17 protein-coding genes are annotated in these 16,553 nt (G+C 32.2%); 9 read left to right on the top strand and 8 right to left on the bottom strand.

The window, feature by feature from the left end; translation table 11 throughout:
- Positions 1 to 57: 57 nt before the first annotated feature.
- A complete protein-coding gene (locus A8975_RS05445; protein ID WP_134198975.1) occupies positions 58 to 501 on the bottom strand; it encodes a GreA/GreB family elongation factor in 444 nt (147 codons plus the stop codon).
- Positions 501 to 914 carry a glyoxalase gene (locus tag A8975_RS05440; protein WP_129760072.1) on the bottom strand — a complete coding sequence of 138 codons (414 nt, stop codon included), beginning with the start codon at positions 912 to 914 and terminating at the stop codon, positions 501 to 503. The genes A8975_RS05445 and A8975_RS05440 overlap by 1 nt, the downstream gene beginning before the upstream one ends.
- A gap of 186 nt (positions 915 to 1,100) precedes the next feature.
- On the opposite strand from A8975_RS05440, the gene A8975_RS05435 reads away from it, so the two are divergent.
- Both A8975_RS05435 and A8975_RS05430 read left to right on the top strand, forming a co-directional pair.
- Positions 1,101 to 1,994 carry a DUF72 domain-containing protein gene (locus A8975_RS05435; RefSeq protein ID WP_134198974.1) on the top strand — a complete coding sequence of 298 codons (894 nt, stop codon included), beginning with the start codon at positions 1,101 to 1,103 and terminating at the stop codon, positions 1,992 to 1,994.
- A gap of 3 nt (positions 1,995 to 1,997) precedes the next feature.
- Positions 1,998 to 2,387, top strand: coding sequence for an acyl-CoA thioesterase (locus A8975_RS05430; RefSeq protein WP_131506709.1), 390 nt, complete (start codon positions 1,998 to 2,000; stop codon positions 2,385 to 2,387).
- A gap of 3 nt (positions 2,388 to 2,390) precedes the next feature.
- Here the strand turns inward: A8975_RS05430 and A8975_RS05425 are convergent, their stop codons facing one another.
- From A8975_RS05425 to A8975_RS05405, 5 genes are all read right to left on the bottom strand, one after another.
- Complete coding sequence (locus A8975_RS05425) at positions 2,391 to 3,632, bottom strand: mechanosensitive ion channel family protein (RefSeq protein ID WP_134198973.1); 1,242 nt, start codon at positions 3,630 to 3,632, stop codon at positions 2,391 to 2,393.
- A complete protein-coding gene (locus A8975_RS05420; RefSeq protein WP_187347845.1) occupies positions 3,632 to 3,922 on the bottom strand; it encodes a DUF3817 domain-containing protein in 291 nt (96 codons plus the stop codon). The genes A8975_RS05425 and A8975_RS05420 overlap by 1 nt, the downstream gene beginning before the upstream one ends.
- Positions 3,923 to 3,969: 47 nt before the next feature.
- On the bottom strand, positions 3,970 to 6,165 hold the full coding sequence (locus A8975_RS05415) for a DUF6851 domain-containing protein (RefSeq protein ID WP_134198972.1): 2,196 nt from the start codon (positions 6,163 to 6,165) through the stop codon (positions 3,970 to 3,972).
- Positions 6,166 to 6,332: 167 nt separating this feature from the next.
- A complete protein-coding gene (locus A8975_RS05410; RefSeq protein WP_134198971.1) occupies positions 6,333 to 7,157 on the bottom strand; it encodes a flagellar motor protein MotB in 825 nt (274 codons plus the stop codon).
- A 186-nt stretch (positions 7,158 to 7,343) separates the two neighbouring features.
- A complete protein-coding gene (locus tag A8975_RS05405) occupies positions 7,344 to 8,078 on the bottom strand; it encodes a hypothetical protein (protein WP_166667447.1) in 735 nt (244 codons plus the stop codon).
- Positions 8,079 to 8,549: 471 nt separating this feature from the next.
- Here A8975_RS05405 and A8975_RS05400 point away from each other — a divergent pair, with 471 nt between their 5' ends.
- The 3 genes from A8975_RS05400 to A8975_RS05390 all read left to right on the top strand — a co-directional run bounded on the left by A8975_RS05400 (position 8,550) and on the right by A8975_RS05390 (position 11,985).
- Positions 8,550 to 10,139: a hypothetical protein gene (locus A8975_RS05400; protein WP_134198969.1), complete on the top strand. Its 1,590-nt coding sequence runs from the start codon at positions 8,550 to 8,552 to the stop codon at positions 10,137 to 10,139.
- A 32-nt stretch (positions 10,140 to 10,171) separates the two neighbouring features.
- Positions 10,172 to 11,143 (top strand): energy transducer TonB, encoded by a 972-nt coding sequence (locus A8975_RS05395; protein WP_166667446.1) that lies wholly within the window; start codon positions 10,172 to 10,174, stop codon positions 11,141 to 11,143.
- Between the two features lie 206 nt (positions 11,144 to 11,349).
- Complete coding sequence (locus A8975_RS05390; RefSeq protein ID WP_134198967.1) at positions 11,350 to 11,985, top strand: hypothetical protein; 636 nt, start codon at positions 11,350 to 11,352, stop codon at positions 11,983 to 11,985.
- 123 nt (positions 11,986 to 12,108) lie between these two features.
- Here A8975_RS05390 and A8975_RS05385 read toward each other — a convergent pair whose 3' ends face one another.
- Positions 12,109 to 12,477 (bottom strand): winged helix-turn-helix transcriptional regulator, encoded by a 369-nt coding sequence (locus tag A8975_RS05385; protein ID WP_134198966.1) that lies wholly within the window; start codon positions 12,475 to 12,477, stop codon positions 12,109 to 12,111.
- Here A8975_RS05385 and A8975_RS05380 point away from each other — a divergent pair.
- From A8975_RS05380 to A8975_RS05365, 4 genes are all read left to right on the top strand, one after another.
- Positions 12,365 to 12,985: an NAD-binding protein gene (locus A8975_RS05380; protein WP_317128041.1), complete on the top strand. Its 621-nt coding sequence runs from the start codon at positions 12,365 to 12,367 to the stop codon at positions 12,983 to 12,985. The two genes, A8975_RS05385 and A8975_RS05380, sit on opposite strands and share 113 nt — an antisense overlap.
- Positions 12,963 to 13,157: a hypothetical protein gene (locus A8975_RS05375; RefSeq protein ID WP_208325359.1), complete on the top strand. Its 195-nt coding sequence runs from the start codon at positions 12,963 to 12,965 to the stop codon at positions 13,155 to 13,157. Before A8975_RS05380 ends, A8975_RS05375 begins: the two co-directional genes overlap by 23 nt.
- Before the next feature lie 500 nt (positions 13,158 to 13,657).
- Positions 13,658 to 15,748: a tetratricopeptide repeat protein gene (locus A8975_RS05370; RefSeq protein ID WP_208325358.1), complete on the top strand. Its 2,091-nt coding sequence runs from the start codon at positions 13,658 to 13,660 to the stop codon at positions 15,746 to 15,748.
- On the top strand, positions 15,745 to 16,476 hold the full coding sequence (locus A8975_RS05365) for a LytR/AlgR family response regulator transcription factor (protein ID WP_134198964.1): 732 nt from the start codon (positions 15,745 to 15,747) through the stop codon (positions 16,474 to 16,476). Before A8975_RS05370 ends, A8975_RS05365 begins: the two co-directional genes overlap by 4 nt.
- Positions 16,477 to 16,553 lie beyond the last annotated feature (77 nt).

Raw genomic sequence — 16,553 nt, 5'->3', positions numbered from 1 at the left:
GTTATGATTTTTTTGTGTAATGGGTTATGAAAAGAGACAAATTCACTTTCTCAAATATCAACTAACCTCAGTAATGGTATATGTTGTTTCGTTAAAGCTAATAACATCGCCTTTGGTTTTTCCCATCAAGAGTTCACCAATAGGTGAAGACTTAGAAATTACAAAAAAGCTATCATTGGCAAGTTCAACCTTACCAACGCTTACAGCAATAAAAAAAGAAGTGCTATTGGTTTTCACTAAGCTGCCTAAAACCACATAGTCATTTACCGTTTTTGGGTTAATAAGTTTTAAGATGTCTAGCATTTTGGTAGCATCACTAAGGTACTGAGCGTTTTTTTCTAAGTCGTTAAAAAGCTTTCCGTTACCTGAGTCGTCATCCTCATCATTGCTTTTGTCATTGTTTTCAATAGACTCTTTTATGGTCTCTATCTCGTCTTTATAACTCGATATACGCTTGTTAACGTAGCTAAAACAAGCGTCTAGTAATTCGTGTTTAATCATTATATAGCCTTAGCAATAGGATGCTGAAAAAGTTGAATATTATTTATAAAACCTTCTTTTACAATGTTCATCATGCGTTTGTTTAAAGCTGAAGAGTTTTGAATATAAATACGGTACTCTTCAATTGTAAACTGTCCTATAATCATACCCTTTAAGGAGTTTCTAAACTTCATATCCTTGTGTATGGCATTCTCTATATAGTCCAATTGTTTGGTATGCGACAAGTCGTAAAACACATTTTTGTGCTTCGCAACATAGTTTTTAAACACTTCAATAAACAAGTCACTTTGCAATTTTATTACTGGTCGTAAAGTGTTGTTTTGGAAGCGTTCATCGCTACTCATATTATCATGTACTAAAGCCGAAGAAATAACAGGACGAATCTGTTCTAATTGTGTAGATCTGTTTGACATGGAACTTTTGTTTTATTAAAAATATAAATTAAGACTCTGCATAAGAGTGTCTTTGAAATATGTTGTTAACTGCGTTATTAACAATATTGATTCTACTGATAATAATATAAGTCTTTGATATGGATTGCAATAAGCGGTATGCATGCTTTTGCGTATCTTTGAATGCATTTAAAAAATGAGTTCAAAATGAAATTTGGAAGTGTTAGCAACCCTCAAGATATAGACTTTACCTTTCCTAACGACCACATAGATACACTAAGAGTACTAAACGCAGTAAAGGATGATAATTTTCCAAGCGTTTATGTAGGTTGCGCAAAATGGAATAGAGCAGACCTTAAAGGTTTTTACCCAAGAGGTACAAAAGATGAACTGGCGTATTATTCTACACAGTTTAACTCTATAGAGCTTAATGCAACATTCTATCGTATTTTTCCTGCGGAACAGTTTGAAACTTGGTATGAGAAAACACCTGAAAATTTTAAATTCTTTCCAAAACTAAATCAAGAAATTAGCCATTGGAAACGCTTAAACGAGGTTAAAGCAGTTGTAGAAAACTACCTCTATAATGCGTCTAACTTAAAAGAGAAGTTAGGAACTATCTTTTTACAAATGCATAATAATTTTGCACCAAAAGATTTTGACCGAGTAGTTCATTTTGTTGAAAGTTGGCCTAAAGAAGTCCCTTTGGCTATTGAGTTTAGACATACCAATTGGTACAACGACGAAGTAGTAGCAAATCAGTTATACGATTTATTGGAATCCAATAATATTTCAAATGTAATTGTTGATACTGCAGGTCGTCGCGATCTTATGCACATGCGACTAACCAACGCTACAGCTTTTGTACGTTATGTAGGAGCCAACCATGAAAGCGATTACACACGATTGGACGATTGGGTAAAACGTCTCAACGAATGGAAAGCACAAGGCATTAAGGAAATAGATTTTTTTGTGCATCAAAACATTGAAAAGGCATCCCCTTTATTATCAGCATATTTTATAAAACAATTAAACGCCACATTAGGAACCGATTTAGTTGTTCCGCAAATGGGTAATCAAAGTACAAACACATTATTTTAATAGATGAGATTTCACACACGCAAATGGGTTAAACCCGAAGACCTAAACCCAAACCAAACCTTATTTGGAGGACAGCTATTAGCTTGGATTGACGAAGAAGCTGCATTGTATACTATCATTCAGTTAGAAAACTCCAAAATTGTAACTAAATACATTTCTGAAATCAATTTTATGTCATCAGCAAAACAGGGTGATATTATCGAAATTGGTATCGAAGTCCTAAAATTTGGTAGAACTTCTTTAACAATGAAATGCGAAGTGCGTAACAAAATGACTAGAGAAACCATTTTAACGGTTGATAACATCATTATGGTAAACCTTGGTGAAGACGGTAAACCTGCTCCTCATGGTAAAACCAAAGTAGAGTTTGTAAAAGATAGGCTAGAAGAGTAACGTTTACTCGTTAATAATCCCTGTTGTTAGTTCAAACAGTTCTAAGTCAAAATAAGGTACTGCTGCTAAAGCATGGTCAAAAATATCAGACATGATATACTCATAGTTTTGCCAGCGTTTATCACTACTAAAACAATAGATTTCTAATGGTAAACCTTGTGGTGTTGGCGCTAATTGGCGTACCATAATAAACATGTCTTTATTAATTGCCGAGTGACCTTCAATATACGATTGTAAATACTTTCTAAATACACCTAGGTTTGTTAAGTTTCTACCATTAATTAAAACCGATTTATCTGCTCCACGTTCTTCATTAGATTTTAAAATATCATTTTGACGTTGGTTTAGGTACTCGGTAATCAATTGTATTTTTTTAAAACGTTCTATTTGCTCATCAGTAAGATAGCTAACGCTTTTTCCTTTTAGTAGTATAGAACGCTTTATACGTCTACCACCTGAAGCTTGCATACCTCTCCAGTTTTTAAACGAATCAGAGATTAGTGCATAGGTTGGAATATTAGTGATGGTCATGTCAAAGTTCTGCACTTGTACAGTAGACAGGTTAATTTCAATCACATCACCATCAGCGCCATATTTTTCCATGGTAATCCAGTCACCAATACGTACAGTATCGTTTATGGCTACTTGTATACTAGCTACAAAACCTAAAATAGTATCCTTAAAAATTAAAAGTAATACTGCAGAAGCTGCTCCTAATGTGGTAAAAAACTTAATAAACGAAAGGTTGATTAATATTGCAAGAATAGAAGCTACACCTATAATCCAAATAAACAGCATAGCTACTTGTATGTAGCTGTCAATTGGCTTGTCTTTTAGTCTTGGTAAGGTTTTAAAGTATGATTCAAAAGTTTTTAATACACTTCTTATAATCCAGATGGTAAGTAAAATACCATACACCTTAAGAATCATTATGATGTATTTTTCAAAATGTGGAAAATCTTGAAAAACGATAGGAAACAAATTAATGGTAAGCACTAACGGAACAAGGTGCGCAATGCGTCTTGGTGCACGATGACTTACTAAAAGGTTGTCAAAATCGGTTTTAGTTCTTTCTGAAAAAGCAGTAGAAAACCGAATAATAATTCTGCGTGCTATTCTATCAGCAATAAACAGTAGTATTGATAATATAATCAATAAACATAGCATGTTTAAATACTTCGCAGCAGTTTCTGAAACTCCAGAGGCTACAAAAAGATCATAAAAAAAGCACTGAATGTCTTGCATTACTTAGCAGTCTTTAAATATTTTTTTTCAATGTAAAAAGTACCAAATGGTATAATTGAAGCTACGAGTACTATTGCTGATGTTTTCTTGCTCCAGTTCATTTCACTTCCTACCATTATCGCTAGGATAATATAAGCAATAAATAATAAACCATGAGGCATACCCAATAGTTTTACATACTGTGGGTCGTCAGCAAGATACTTTATAGGAGTTGCAACAAATAGTAATAAAATGTATGAAAGACCTTCTAAAAAGGCGACAATTCTAAAGGTGTTAAACAATGAAAACATAAGGTACTTTATTTTACTACAAAAGTACCTTATGTAAAGTGTTTTATCTAGTTTTTAACAATTTTTTTAACGTCTACAATGTGGTTGTTGGCATCAATAAACTTTGCTACATACACACCAGTTGATAAATTGTTTAAGGATAGGGAAGTAGGACCATTATTAGTAACGGTAGTATCTAGTATTTGCTTACCATCTAAGCTATACAGTGACAACTGTAAAGTGCTTCCAAAATTGTGAGATACGTGTAATTCCTCTTTAAAAGGAACAGGATAAAGCTTAATACTACTAGTCTCAAATTCTTGCTCTTGCGTGTTAAGTGTTCCGTTAAAATACTGAGTAGCTAAATTGTAAGCTTCTACGCCAATTTTATTACCTATAATTCGTCCTCTAATATCATCAATAGGTGGATGAATTCCACCCCAAATACGAGATAAACTACATTGGTCTGATGCATCTTTATAGGTTGCCCACTGTAGTTCAATGTTTTGTGACGGACCTTCTTCGAACACTAAAAATTGGTTTTGGTCAGCATCAAAAATTCCCATTCCTCCAGGAAAATAAGCGTCACCAGTAAATAAAGTCAAAGTTTCTGCTGCAGCTCTTGAAAATGTGGAGTGACCAGATAAATACCCAGCAAATGGAGGAGATACAAAACTAGGTCTTTGGTAGGGCCACCAACGTGTACCTAATATCCAATCTACATGTGCAATATCAGTTTCAGGATCACTAATATAATCAGGTCCTTTCCAAGCATATATTTTAATCTTTCCTACGTTCTCATCTCCCGAACCAGCTAGTGGATCTCCAGCTTCAATAAGTTCAATGCGTCCAGGTATTAATGGTAAGCCATGTGGATCGTAACTTGGTAACGACATATCACTACTTTGTCCTTTCCAAGCCATATAACGAATAGCAGACACTGGTCGTACATAGTCATAATAACCTTTAATTCCCCAAATATTTACTGCGCAATCGTGTACTGAACCACCAAGAGCTAAATAACTCTTTACATCCCATTCTAGGTCATCTACAATTGGGCCTACACCTCCTATACGTTTTTCTAATTCAGGATGGTCACTTACATAATTTAATATTGTAAACCAGTGTCCTGGTGGTGTTTCAGAGTCAGGTCCATCTGCCCAAAACTCAGCAAGTATACGTCCATAATCACCTCGTTTTACCATTTGTGGTGTATATGGTAATCCTGTTGACGGATTTACAGTATATCCTGGGCTTGGGTCACCACCTTCCATAAAGTCATAAAATACTTTATATTCTTCAAAAGTAGTTGGTAAGCTTGCAAAATCAATATTACCTATAGATGCTGGTGATATATCAATTAGTGTTGGGTCGTCAGGGTCTAAATGTGAAGACCATGAAGCTACTAATGAAAAGTTCCATTTGTAAGGGTCATCAAATCCATCTTCATTAGAATTTTGAATATAAGCTGGTGGTCCTGGGTCGTTATATACATAACAATCAAAACCATCGTTTAAAATATCAAGATCGGTTGGTTTTAAGCAAAACGGTGTAACTGCTCCCCATTCAGGGCTTAAAAACGAAGGTGTATCTACAGGATACACATTACCACTTTGGTCTATAAACGTGTCAAACGATAAAGGTTGCCAGCGGTTTGGGTCTTGCATATCGTTCATGTCATCATAATAACCAGACTGCATAATTAATGGTGTGTTGCTAGGTGTGTAATATACATTTGCATAGCCACCTTGCTCATTGGCACCATCTTGCAATCCAAAAGCTATAAGTTCTTGTGCTAAATAATTACCAAGTGCAGCATAAGAACCTGTTGAATAGTCAGTAGAAGTAAAGCTGCTATCGTATCCTAAACTAGAAAAATGATCATCAAACAATTGTTGTGTTGTTCCTGGGTTAGGCGAATTGGCAAATCTATGGGTTAACAATCGGTACATAGCATAACTCATCATTTCATGGCGTGCAGCAGCAACGTCTGTTGGTGTTGTTATACCATTAAAACCACAGTTATAACCACCAAAGACTTTTCCTAAAAATACTGTTTCAGCAGTAGTATCAAAAATAGCCCAAGAGTCATACATAGCTATTGAAGTATGAAATAAGTTACGAGCATGTACAGTAGGTCTTGCAAAATCTAGTCGTATAGCACTAAGTAAAGTCTCGTTCCATTCTCTAGCAACAGATTCTTGAGCACGAGTTGTGCTAAATGATAATACAAAAACTAATAAGAGTAAAGTAATGTTCTTCATAAGCAAATACGTTAGGGTTTGGTAATCAAAGTAAACCAAATGTAAAAAGTTTTTTAACAAAACCCTAACATTTAAGAAGAACAAACAAAAAAGACCGTTAAACTAATAACGGTCCTTTTATTAAATGGAATAATTAACGTGGTTAAGTTTTAATATGGTTTGAGCTATTAGTTGCTAGCCATAAGTGCAAAAAACTTATCAAGATTAGGTAAAATCACAATACGTGTTCTACGATTTTTAGCTCTATTTTCTTTGGTGTCGTTAGCAGCAATAGGCTGGTAAAAACTTCTACCTGCAGCAATAAGCTTCTCAGGTGCAATGTTAAAGTCGTTTTGTAATTTTTTTACTACCGATGTAGCACGCAATACACTTAAGTCCCAATTATCTTTTACCGATGCGTTTTGTACCATTGCTTTATCATCAGTATGTCCTTCAACCATAACGTCTAAGCTCTCTTCAGAGTTTATCACATCAGCAATCTGTTGTAATATAGCATCAGCTTTATCGCTAACTTTATAACTTCCCGATTTAAATAGCATCTTGTCCGAAATGGAAATCATCACTACAGTTTCTTCTATATTAATGGCAATGTCATCACTTTCATCAATAGTATCAACCGAGTTTTTAAGGTTATAGGATATTGCAGCATTCATAGAGTCCTTTAAAGTTTTTGAGCCCATTAAGTAAGCAGGAGGGACGCTCTTTAAGGTTTCGCGCATTTGCGCTTTAGTGTTTTCAGACATTACTACGCCATCTACATTCACTAGTTTAGAGTCGTTGTCTTTGGTAAGGGAGTTTATTTTTGTGTTATACTGGTCTACACGTGCTTGTATTGCTGCAAACTTTGCTTCCAGTTCTTCATTCTCTACTTTGGTTTTGGTCAGTTCGCTTTTTAGTTCGCCATTGTCTTGCTCTAGAGCTAAATATTTTTTCTTTGATACACAAGAAGCTAATACTAAAGCGCTAAAACAAATAATTGCTGTTTTTTTCATAATTGAATTGTTTATCGTTTTTGGTTTATATGTATATGTACGCGCAAACTCAGGATATAGACTTTAGGCACCCCAATTTTATATTTTTAAGAAGATAATTTGTGTGTCCTAGTGTACAAAAATTAGTTAACAAAAAAGCTGTTAATTGCTTGGTAAATATGAAGTTGGTAAAATTAAAATCTGTTACTACAAATAGTTTTCACGTAACGCTTCGTCTTTTAGCGCCTTAGTGTTTGTTAAAAACTTGGTAAGTAAGTATAATGACAATGAATGACAAATAATAATCAATACTGTAAACGTGGAGTCGAAATAAAGAAATTCATTAATAATACTTAGTGCTACTTGAAATAAAGAAAAAATACCTGAAGCTAACAGTATTGTACCTGTGTCATAGTAATCACTCAAATAAATTTTTCCAATAGGGAATAAAAATAAAAGCATACTTAGCTCACATAAAACAGCAAAATACACCTCTATACCATACACTTCAGTAATAATTAAATTAAAAACAGTATATAAAATGTAAACAACAAAAGCGATACTTATAAATACTGAAATAGTCATCGAAGCTCTTGTTTTTCCATATTTTACATAAGGCTTTAATACTAGTGCAGAGCATATTAAAAAAAATGTATTAAGTAGCGAAATCCATAAAAGATAATCTTTAAAAGAAGTAAAGACCAACACATCAGAAACAAGAATACACAATAATGCAATTAAAAATAAGACCTTAAACTTCCGTTTAGTTTCATAGATATATTTCCCTATTATACTTAATACAACAAGCGGCATAGTATATATTAAATCTTGCATTTCTGCAACTATACCAATAACAACCGACACAACAAGTAGCAATAAAAAAAGCAGGTCAAAAAGCTTCAACCTGCTTGCGAAATGTGTATGTTCGTTGGTGTTTTTCATATACAAAACTACATGCATATAAATGTAGGAAAAATTTTATAAAATCACCTAACGATTACTTCTATTCATAGTCATTATAAATACGAAAACAGCAATTCTAAAGTTCTGTAATTCTGAATATAACATAACATTTATCTCTATTATAATACGTCTTGTCACCCAGATCTTGTTGAAGAGTTGAACAAGTAACAAGTATCATTAAAAATTCTAAAAGCGGTCTAAATAAAGAGGCGAGTGGTAAGAAAGAATATCCTATAGTCTGTTTTGATGTTTTGGTTCATTTTGCATCAAGGTAAAATAAACATAACAACACACATTATAAGATATTAATCAATAATTGTAATCAAATAAATAAATATAATCAAAAACAGAAACAAGCTATATTAGTAAAAAGTGTAAATAATTGATTTTTAGTAGTTAGTAATTTGTATATTTACTCTTAGCTATTAATCATTATTTCTTTCACTTATTATGTTTAAACGCATACCTCCTACAATTAAGTCAAAACTTTTCTTATTAGGCCTTGTTGTATTCTTTAACCTTTCTGTGGGTGCACAAACCAAATTTAAAATAGATAATTCTGGAATAAACGGTTTTTATTCAGCAATTATTGATGGTAAAAATTTTGAAAGGCCACGATTAACTCAAATTTACATTTATGAATATCGAAAAACTAATACGGGTAGTAGATTTTTTTGTAAGGTAATACAATATCAAGGTAAACGCGCTTCAGGAAAATTTAAAGCAAGTTATTTTGTAGGCTCTACAGAAGTTTATAGTAAAAATATTGATGTACGTAGTTTATTTACTCTTCACAAAATAGGAAATCATCATTTTAATATTAAAGGAATAGATATTATTTCTGATACGAGTGTTTCTATAATAAGCAACGAAACAAATTCATACAATACCATCACTGGTACTTACAAGCGTCATCCAGTAAGTGCAGCAGATTTTGATGATTTTTTAAACGTAAGTTACACTAAACTATTAGAGAAATATCGAGTGTACGGACAAGCTAATGACGAAATCATTTGGGGAACTAAAACCGCAAACTCAGGGCAAAGATACAATAGTGTAAAAAAGAGTGGTATTGAGCTAACCTCAAAGCTCATAAATGTCATAGAGCTATACAACGCTTCTACTATCGAAATGATTTCTGATTATGACGGACAACTACAGTACACTTCAAAAACTGATGATGAACAAAACATGTTGTCAAGTGCTCTTAATCATAAACGAGGCACTAACATGGAACCATTAGCATATTTCTTCCCTAATTTAAATAAAATTCATGTAAGAGATGGTAAAAGCAAAGCACTACTATATAAGTTAAATGTCAAACATGAAAGCTACGGTTTAAGCTTCGATATAAATAATACAAACGAAGCAATAGCTTTAAAGGACAAAGAAATAACAGCTATTGAAGCAAAAAAAGCAAAGGAGTTAGAACTAAAAAAAGCTAGAGAACAAGAGCAAGAGAGAATATATAAAGAGTATAAAGAAAAACAACAAGCCAAAGAATTAGCTTGGCAACAAGCATTATTGGTTTCAAAAGAAAAACAGAAAGCCTATAAAAAAGAAAATAACAATATTGTAACCTTTGAAGATTCGTTTTGGTGGAACACTTTTGGTACTACTGATGAGGCTAAACAATTGATGAGCGTTTTTGAAGGTCATTTTGATCTCATACCATATAAGTCAAAAAGTTGGGTACTATGGGAGTATATTTTATACAAATCCAATAAGTGCTCTTCAAGTATTAGTGACGGCAAAACGGTCTCAGTTAAAGTAACAGAGTTTCAAGCCATGTCGCAAATCGAAAATGATGGTAGAGGTTATATTTCATATTATCAAGATATTCTAGTTGATGGTCAATTACACAATTATTTTTTAATCAACCTAAGGTATCACGTAGTCAATTATTCCGAAATGACTCAATTAATAACATTACTTTATAAGTTTAACGCCAAATTTGGTTGTAATAGTAAAGAGGCAAAGCAACTATATACAAATATGACTAAAATGGCATTAAATAAACCTGCTTTACAAATGCAGTAAAAATTAAGTATAGCACAATTTAAATGCATAAAATGAAAAAAATAGTATTCTTTATCTGTTTGCTTTTAGTCAAGCAAGCAACAGCTCAAGATAAAATTAACTGGCATCAATTTGGAGAAAGCGAAAACCTATTTAGAGCTATATATTATGGTCATTTTGGAGACATTGAAAACGATATTTATTTTAAAACATTATTTCTTAGCTACATTAACTTTATGTCCTCAAGTTGTCCCGAGGCATTACCATCTAATAAAATAGAATATCAGGTAGATGTAGCTGTTTTTAGCCAAGTATATAGTCACACTTTTTATACAGGAGGAAACACTATGCCATTTATTGATATGTACCAAAATAAAAAGTCTACTCAAAAGCAAACTATTTATGTAGACCCTAAATTTCAAAAAGTAGCACAAGGATATATTGATAAAGGATTTTCTGGGCAAGTTGTTAAAAAATTATTATCTGACTATGAAAAATTTGGAGACTTTTCTGTGCATCAAATAGTTCTATTCAAATCCTTTAGCTGTAATAGTAAAGAGAGAAATCAATTCGGAGAAAACTTATATCGTTTCGCTACAGGACAAAAACTATTAAAAATTAAGTTAGAACCTGAAGAGCCTAAAAAAACCAAAAAAGTAGAAAAAGTAGAAAACATAGGTTATTCATATCCTATAGCTATAGTACGGCAACCTCCTGTTTTTCCTGGTTGTGAAGATGTTAGAGTTTCTGAAAGAAGAAATTGTTTCAATCAAAAAATCACAAAATATGTAATGCAAAATCCAGACTATATTAATGAATTAAATAAGGGTAAAATTAATCAAGCTATTTATGTGTCTTTTGTTATTACTAAAGAAGGTGACATAAAAAAAATAACAGCACGTGCAAAAAATGATGAATTAAAACAATTAGCAATACGAATTATACAATCACTACCTAAGATTGAACCAGGTATGCATGATAATGAAAAAGTTAATGTGCAATTTACATTACCAATTCTCTTTTAGCATAAAAACAAACAACAACAACAAAATATCTTTTCTTATTGTCATTAAAAACATATTAAAGTAATCTCATTTATATCTGTGGTTTCAAAGCTAGTAAGCATTCAAAATTACTAAGACAAGGGTCTTTTCTTTTGGTTCGTTTTTTTGGACAAGCAAAGAATATGTACATAAAAACATATATTTGTTTTTAAACCAATCTATTAAAAATGAAAACCCTTCCCATTTGTTTTATCTGCTTATTACTTTCATCAATTAATTATGCACAAAAAAGTAAAATAGCCTATGTTGATGATGTAGAAACTGTCGAAATTATAACCATAGAAGTATGTTTTAATGATGACGCTGTTGTGGATAAAGTTACAATAATTAACGACTTAACATCTTACAACAATCAAGAGATGATTGATAAAATCAAAAGAGATTTTATTGGTAAACAAGGCGATTTAGATGGCGGATACCAAAACAATTGCTATACTGAAACAGCAGAATTAATAAACAAAAAATACCAAAACGCAAGTATTTCTGAGTCCAATTGGGATAAATGCAAAAAGTTCCAAAAAGGTAAGTTTAAGTATCTAGATTTAAGATATGCCGATGCCAAAATAAAACGAAACAATAAAAAACAAGTAGAAGAAAGCGACTCCTTTAAAGCTGAATATAAACTAGATTGGGTAACACCATGTCAATACAACATGACCTATACCAAAGTACGAGAAGAAAAAAACAAATCCCTTTTAGGAAAAACTATCTATGTAAACATTATTGGACTGTTAGAAGATAGCTATATCTACAAAGCCAATTTTGAAAATGAAGTATATGTTGGAGAAATAAAAAAACAATAGTAAACCTAAGAACCCAATCACATTATTAGGTCATCTCCGGGTTTATTTCGGGTTATCTTCGGGTCTACTCGGGTGAGTTTGGGTACACCCGACTATATATAGTAGTAATACAGTAAGACTAACCTAAGCAATAACTTCACCTTTTTCAGCAACTACATAAGTTCCCCATTCAGCAATAGCAAGTAAAACAGGTCTTAAACTTTCACCAAAGGCAGTCAATTCATATTCTACACGCAATGGAGGTTTCTTTGTATACACTTTTCTAATAATAAGTCCATCCTGTTCAAGTTGTTTTAACTGTAAACTTAATGTGCGCTCAGTAATTGTTGATATAAGTTTATACAACTCATTGTAGCGTTTCTTTCCGTTGAGCAAATAAATAAGAATCACACTTTTCCATTTACCCCCAATAAGTTCCATAGCAACACTTGTAGAGCAGGAGTACTCTTTTTCGTTAAACTTAATCAGGCGTTTTTTATACTCAATTTCCATAGTAATAGTAATTATTAGTGCTAAAATACTATTTGAAGTGTATTATGGTGATGCCACACGCGAAGATTTATTAGAATCTGCAGGAATAGCTGAAGCTAAATTATTGATTTGCGCTACTAACAAAGTGTCTGTTGCTAAAGCTATTACCAAAATTGTAAAAGAAAAATATCCACACGTAGAACTTTTGGTAAGAACCAAAAATAGGTATGACGCTTATGAGCTTCTTAATATGGATGTAAATAATATTTATCGTGAAACCTTAGATACGTCATTGGCTTTAGCTAGTGATGCTCTTCATAAGCTTGGGTTTAGAAAATATACTTTAAACCGTCAGGTGCAAAATTTTATTAAATATGATGAAGCCAGTTTAAGGCGAATGGCAGAGCAACCAAGGCGTGACGATGACTATATTTTTAAAGCTCGTAAAGAACTAGAACAACAAGAAAAACTCCTTGAAGCTGATTTTAAACGAGGTATTGTGGCTTATGATAATCATTGGTCAAGGTAATTTTGTGTTAACCATTAGCGAAGGTCGTTTTGCAGGTAAACCAACGTCATACTATGATTTGTTTAGAGTTGAAGACGGTAAAATTGCTGAACATTGGGATGTTATGGAAACCATTTTACCCGAAGCCGATAGAAAAAACACCAATGGTAAATTTAATTTTCCTAATAATTAAAAAAGACATTTCATTGATTAATAGCAGAAAAGACTACCATTTTGGTAGTCTTTTCATTTTTACAAATATTTAAACCTAAGATATGAGAATGTGTCCACGCTTTGATGTAAAAGCAAAAAATAAAATAAAAGGTGCTATGGAAACTTTTACAGCAGTGAAAATAGTTTTATTAAGTAAATTGGTTTAATCGGCTTAACAAATATGTATTAATCCTCAACATATATGTCTTGAAAACCTTCTAAAATGGATTCTCTATATACTTTAGTACATTTTATAGTGTTATTTTGATTATTTATTTAAATTTTAAAGTCTATATTAAAACTTTATACTTAAAAACCATTAATTTTCTATTTTGTTTTTGTACGGAAAATTTTACAGAATATCTATCTAATCTACTTATGAAAAGAATCCATTTGTCTTGTTTTGTTTTAGTCTGCATTTTATTTCAATCAATTTCAATCTATTCCCAAAATAGGGCAATAGATAGCTTGGAAAATGTATTGAAAACTTATCAAAAGCAAGACACGATTCGAGTTAATACACTCAATTACTTGGCGTTTTATAATTATAGAAACAATCCACCTCAAGCTATAGCTTATAACGAAGAAGCATTAAATCTAGCCAAAACATTAAACGCTACCAAGTTTATAGCCCACAGCTACTACATAAGAGCCGTTGTTTACACAGAGCAAGTCAATTTTGAAGTTGCCATAAAGAATTACAACAAAGCCCTAGAAGTTTACAACTCCATAAATGATTTAAATGGTTTGAAAAAATGCAACAATGGTTTAGGCGTTTTGCATCAATATCGAGGTAATTATAATTTGGCCTTAAAACATTTCAAAGAAACCTTAAGCATTTCAGAACAGTTAGGAGATAATTCCAATAAACATAGTTATTTATATAACATTGGAAATGTCTATTCAGACACAGGTGAGTATCAAAAAGCTCTTGAAAATTTTAAACTAGCCTTAGAACACAACATAAAAAACAGAGATTCATTGGGTATGTTGAATTGTTACAATTCGATTGCGAATGTATATTACCAGCAAAGCAATTATCCATTAGCTTTAAATTATCACAATCAATCTTTAGACATAGCGCAAAAAAGCAAAGACTCTATTGGTATATTCCAATCCCTGATTAATTTAGGGAATTTGTACCGATTTCAAGGCTTAAATGATAAGGCTTTAAGCTATTATAACAGAGCGCATGCCATAGATAATGCTAAATACAATGTAAAAAATATAACAGCCTTAAAAAATAATATTGCGGGTATTTATTATGATAATGATGAGTTGGACAAAGCCATAACTTATTTTAAGGAATCTATAGTGTTGAGTAAAGAAATTGATGATAAAGTAAATTTAGCTACTGCACTTAACGGTTTGGGGTTTGTCTATTTTCAAAGGAAAGATTATGAGACAGCTTTGAGCTATTTTGATCAAGCCTTAAACATAAATTTGAAAATTAACCAATCGTACGATTTGATGGATTCCTATCATGGTTTAGCAGACACCTATTATCGTTTGAAAACATATGATCTGGCGTTGGAGAATGCTCAAAAATTAGCAGATTCATCGGAGAAGCATGGTCTTTTAAGGCATAAAAAAAATGCCTATGGTTTGCTTTCTGATATTTATGGGAAAACCCGAAATTATAAAAAAGCATTTGAAAGCCATCAACAATACAAAATATTAAATGACAGTATTTTCAATGAAGATAATATTGAAAAAATGACGCAATTAGAGTACGAATACAAATACAAACAAGCACTAGACTCTGCAAGTATAAGAGAGCTTAAACTAACTAAAACAGTACAAGCTACATCTCAAGATTTACAAAAGTCAAAGCGTAATTATTTATGGGCAATTATTTGTGTGTTATTGGTGTCAATTATCCTTGGGTCTATAATTTTTAGTCAAAGATTAAAAAACGAAAAGTCAAAAACCCAAAACGTGGTTATGGAGCAAAAACTATTACGCTCGCAAATGACACCTCATTTTATATTCAATTCATTGTCAGTACTACAAGGAATGATTTTAAACAAAGAAGAAAAAAAATCCATTCAGTATCTATCTAAGTTTTCAAAGTTACTGCGTATAACCTTAGAAAATTCACGAGATAAAATGGTATCGCTTTCGCAAGAATTATTGGCTATTCAAAATTATCTTACGCTTCAAAATTTAGAGAATGACACTTTTAATTGCACTATTTTGGTAGATGAAGCTATAGATGTGACATTGTTTGAAGTTCCGCCAATGCTCATTCAACCTTTTGTGGAAAATGCTATTGAACACGCGTTTAAAGACCAAACAGATAACAAGCGTATAGATATAAAACTTGCATACACTAACAAAAAACTGTTATGTACCATTGCTGATAATGGTATTGGTATTGATAGTGCTACAAAATCTGAGAACAAAAATAAAAGTTCATTAGCGACAGTTATTACTGCCGAACGTCTTGCAGTATTATCAAAAGATTATAACATGGAAGGGTCGGTAACTATTGAAGATCGAAAAAAGTTTGATGAGCAAGGAACTTTAGTTACTTTAGTAATTCCTCATAAAATCATTGCTATTTCATGAAAACACTATTAGTTGAAGATAAAGCGTACATACGAAAAGGGTTATTAAATCTTTTGCAACTTGTTGATACTAATGTGAATGTGTTGGGTGAGTGCGAATCGGTTAAAGAAGCAGTTGTAGTAGCCAATGCTTGTAAACCAGATTTAATTTTCCTAGATATTAATCTTACTGATGGCACTGCTTTTGATTTTCTGGATCAAACAGAACACCTCAACTTCAAAATAATATTTATTACTGCTTATGAAGAATATGCGCTACAAGCTTTAAAAATAGGAGCTGTAGACTATATTCTTAAACCTGTAGATATATCAGACCTTGAAGTTGCTTTAAAAAAAGTGACCAACTTAACTGTAGCTGAGCAAAAACAACAAATTAAAACTGTTAAGTCTGTTTGGAATAATGAAGATTCTAAAATTATTTTGTCGCTTCATGATAGTTTTCAGGTTATAGACTTAAAAGAACTTATGTATTGCGAATCTGATAAAGGTTACACGTCTTTTTATTGTAGTGATGGTAAAAAACATGTGGTTTCAAAAACACTAAAGGCCTTTGAGGACCAACTTAGTGCTGCAAACTTTACGCGTCCTCATCAATCGTATATGGTGAATCTTCAGTTTATTGATAAATATGATAAATCTGGTATCATTTATTTAAAAAACGGTAAAAAAATACCAGTATCTTCTCGAAAGAAAGACCAATTTGTAGCTGCGTTCTTAAACAAGAATTAGAACATCTAGCACATTCTGTTTTTCAAATATGTTTTGAAGTACCACGCTTATGGATTCATAAATAGTAGAAATCCATT

Source organism: Meridianimaribacter flavus (assembly GCF_004366715.1).
Taxonomy (GTDB): domain Bacteria; phylum Bacteroidota; class Bacteroidia; order Flavobacteriales; family Flavobacteriaceae; genus Gaetbulibacter_B; species Gaetbulibacter_B jejuensis.
The sequence above is the reverse complement of the archived record's forward strand: the minus strand, read 5'-3'. Positions and strand labels throughout refer to the sequence as shown.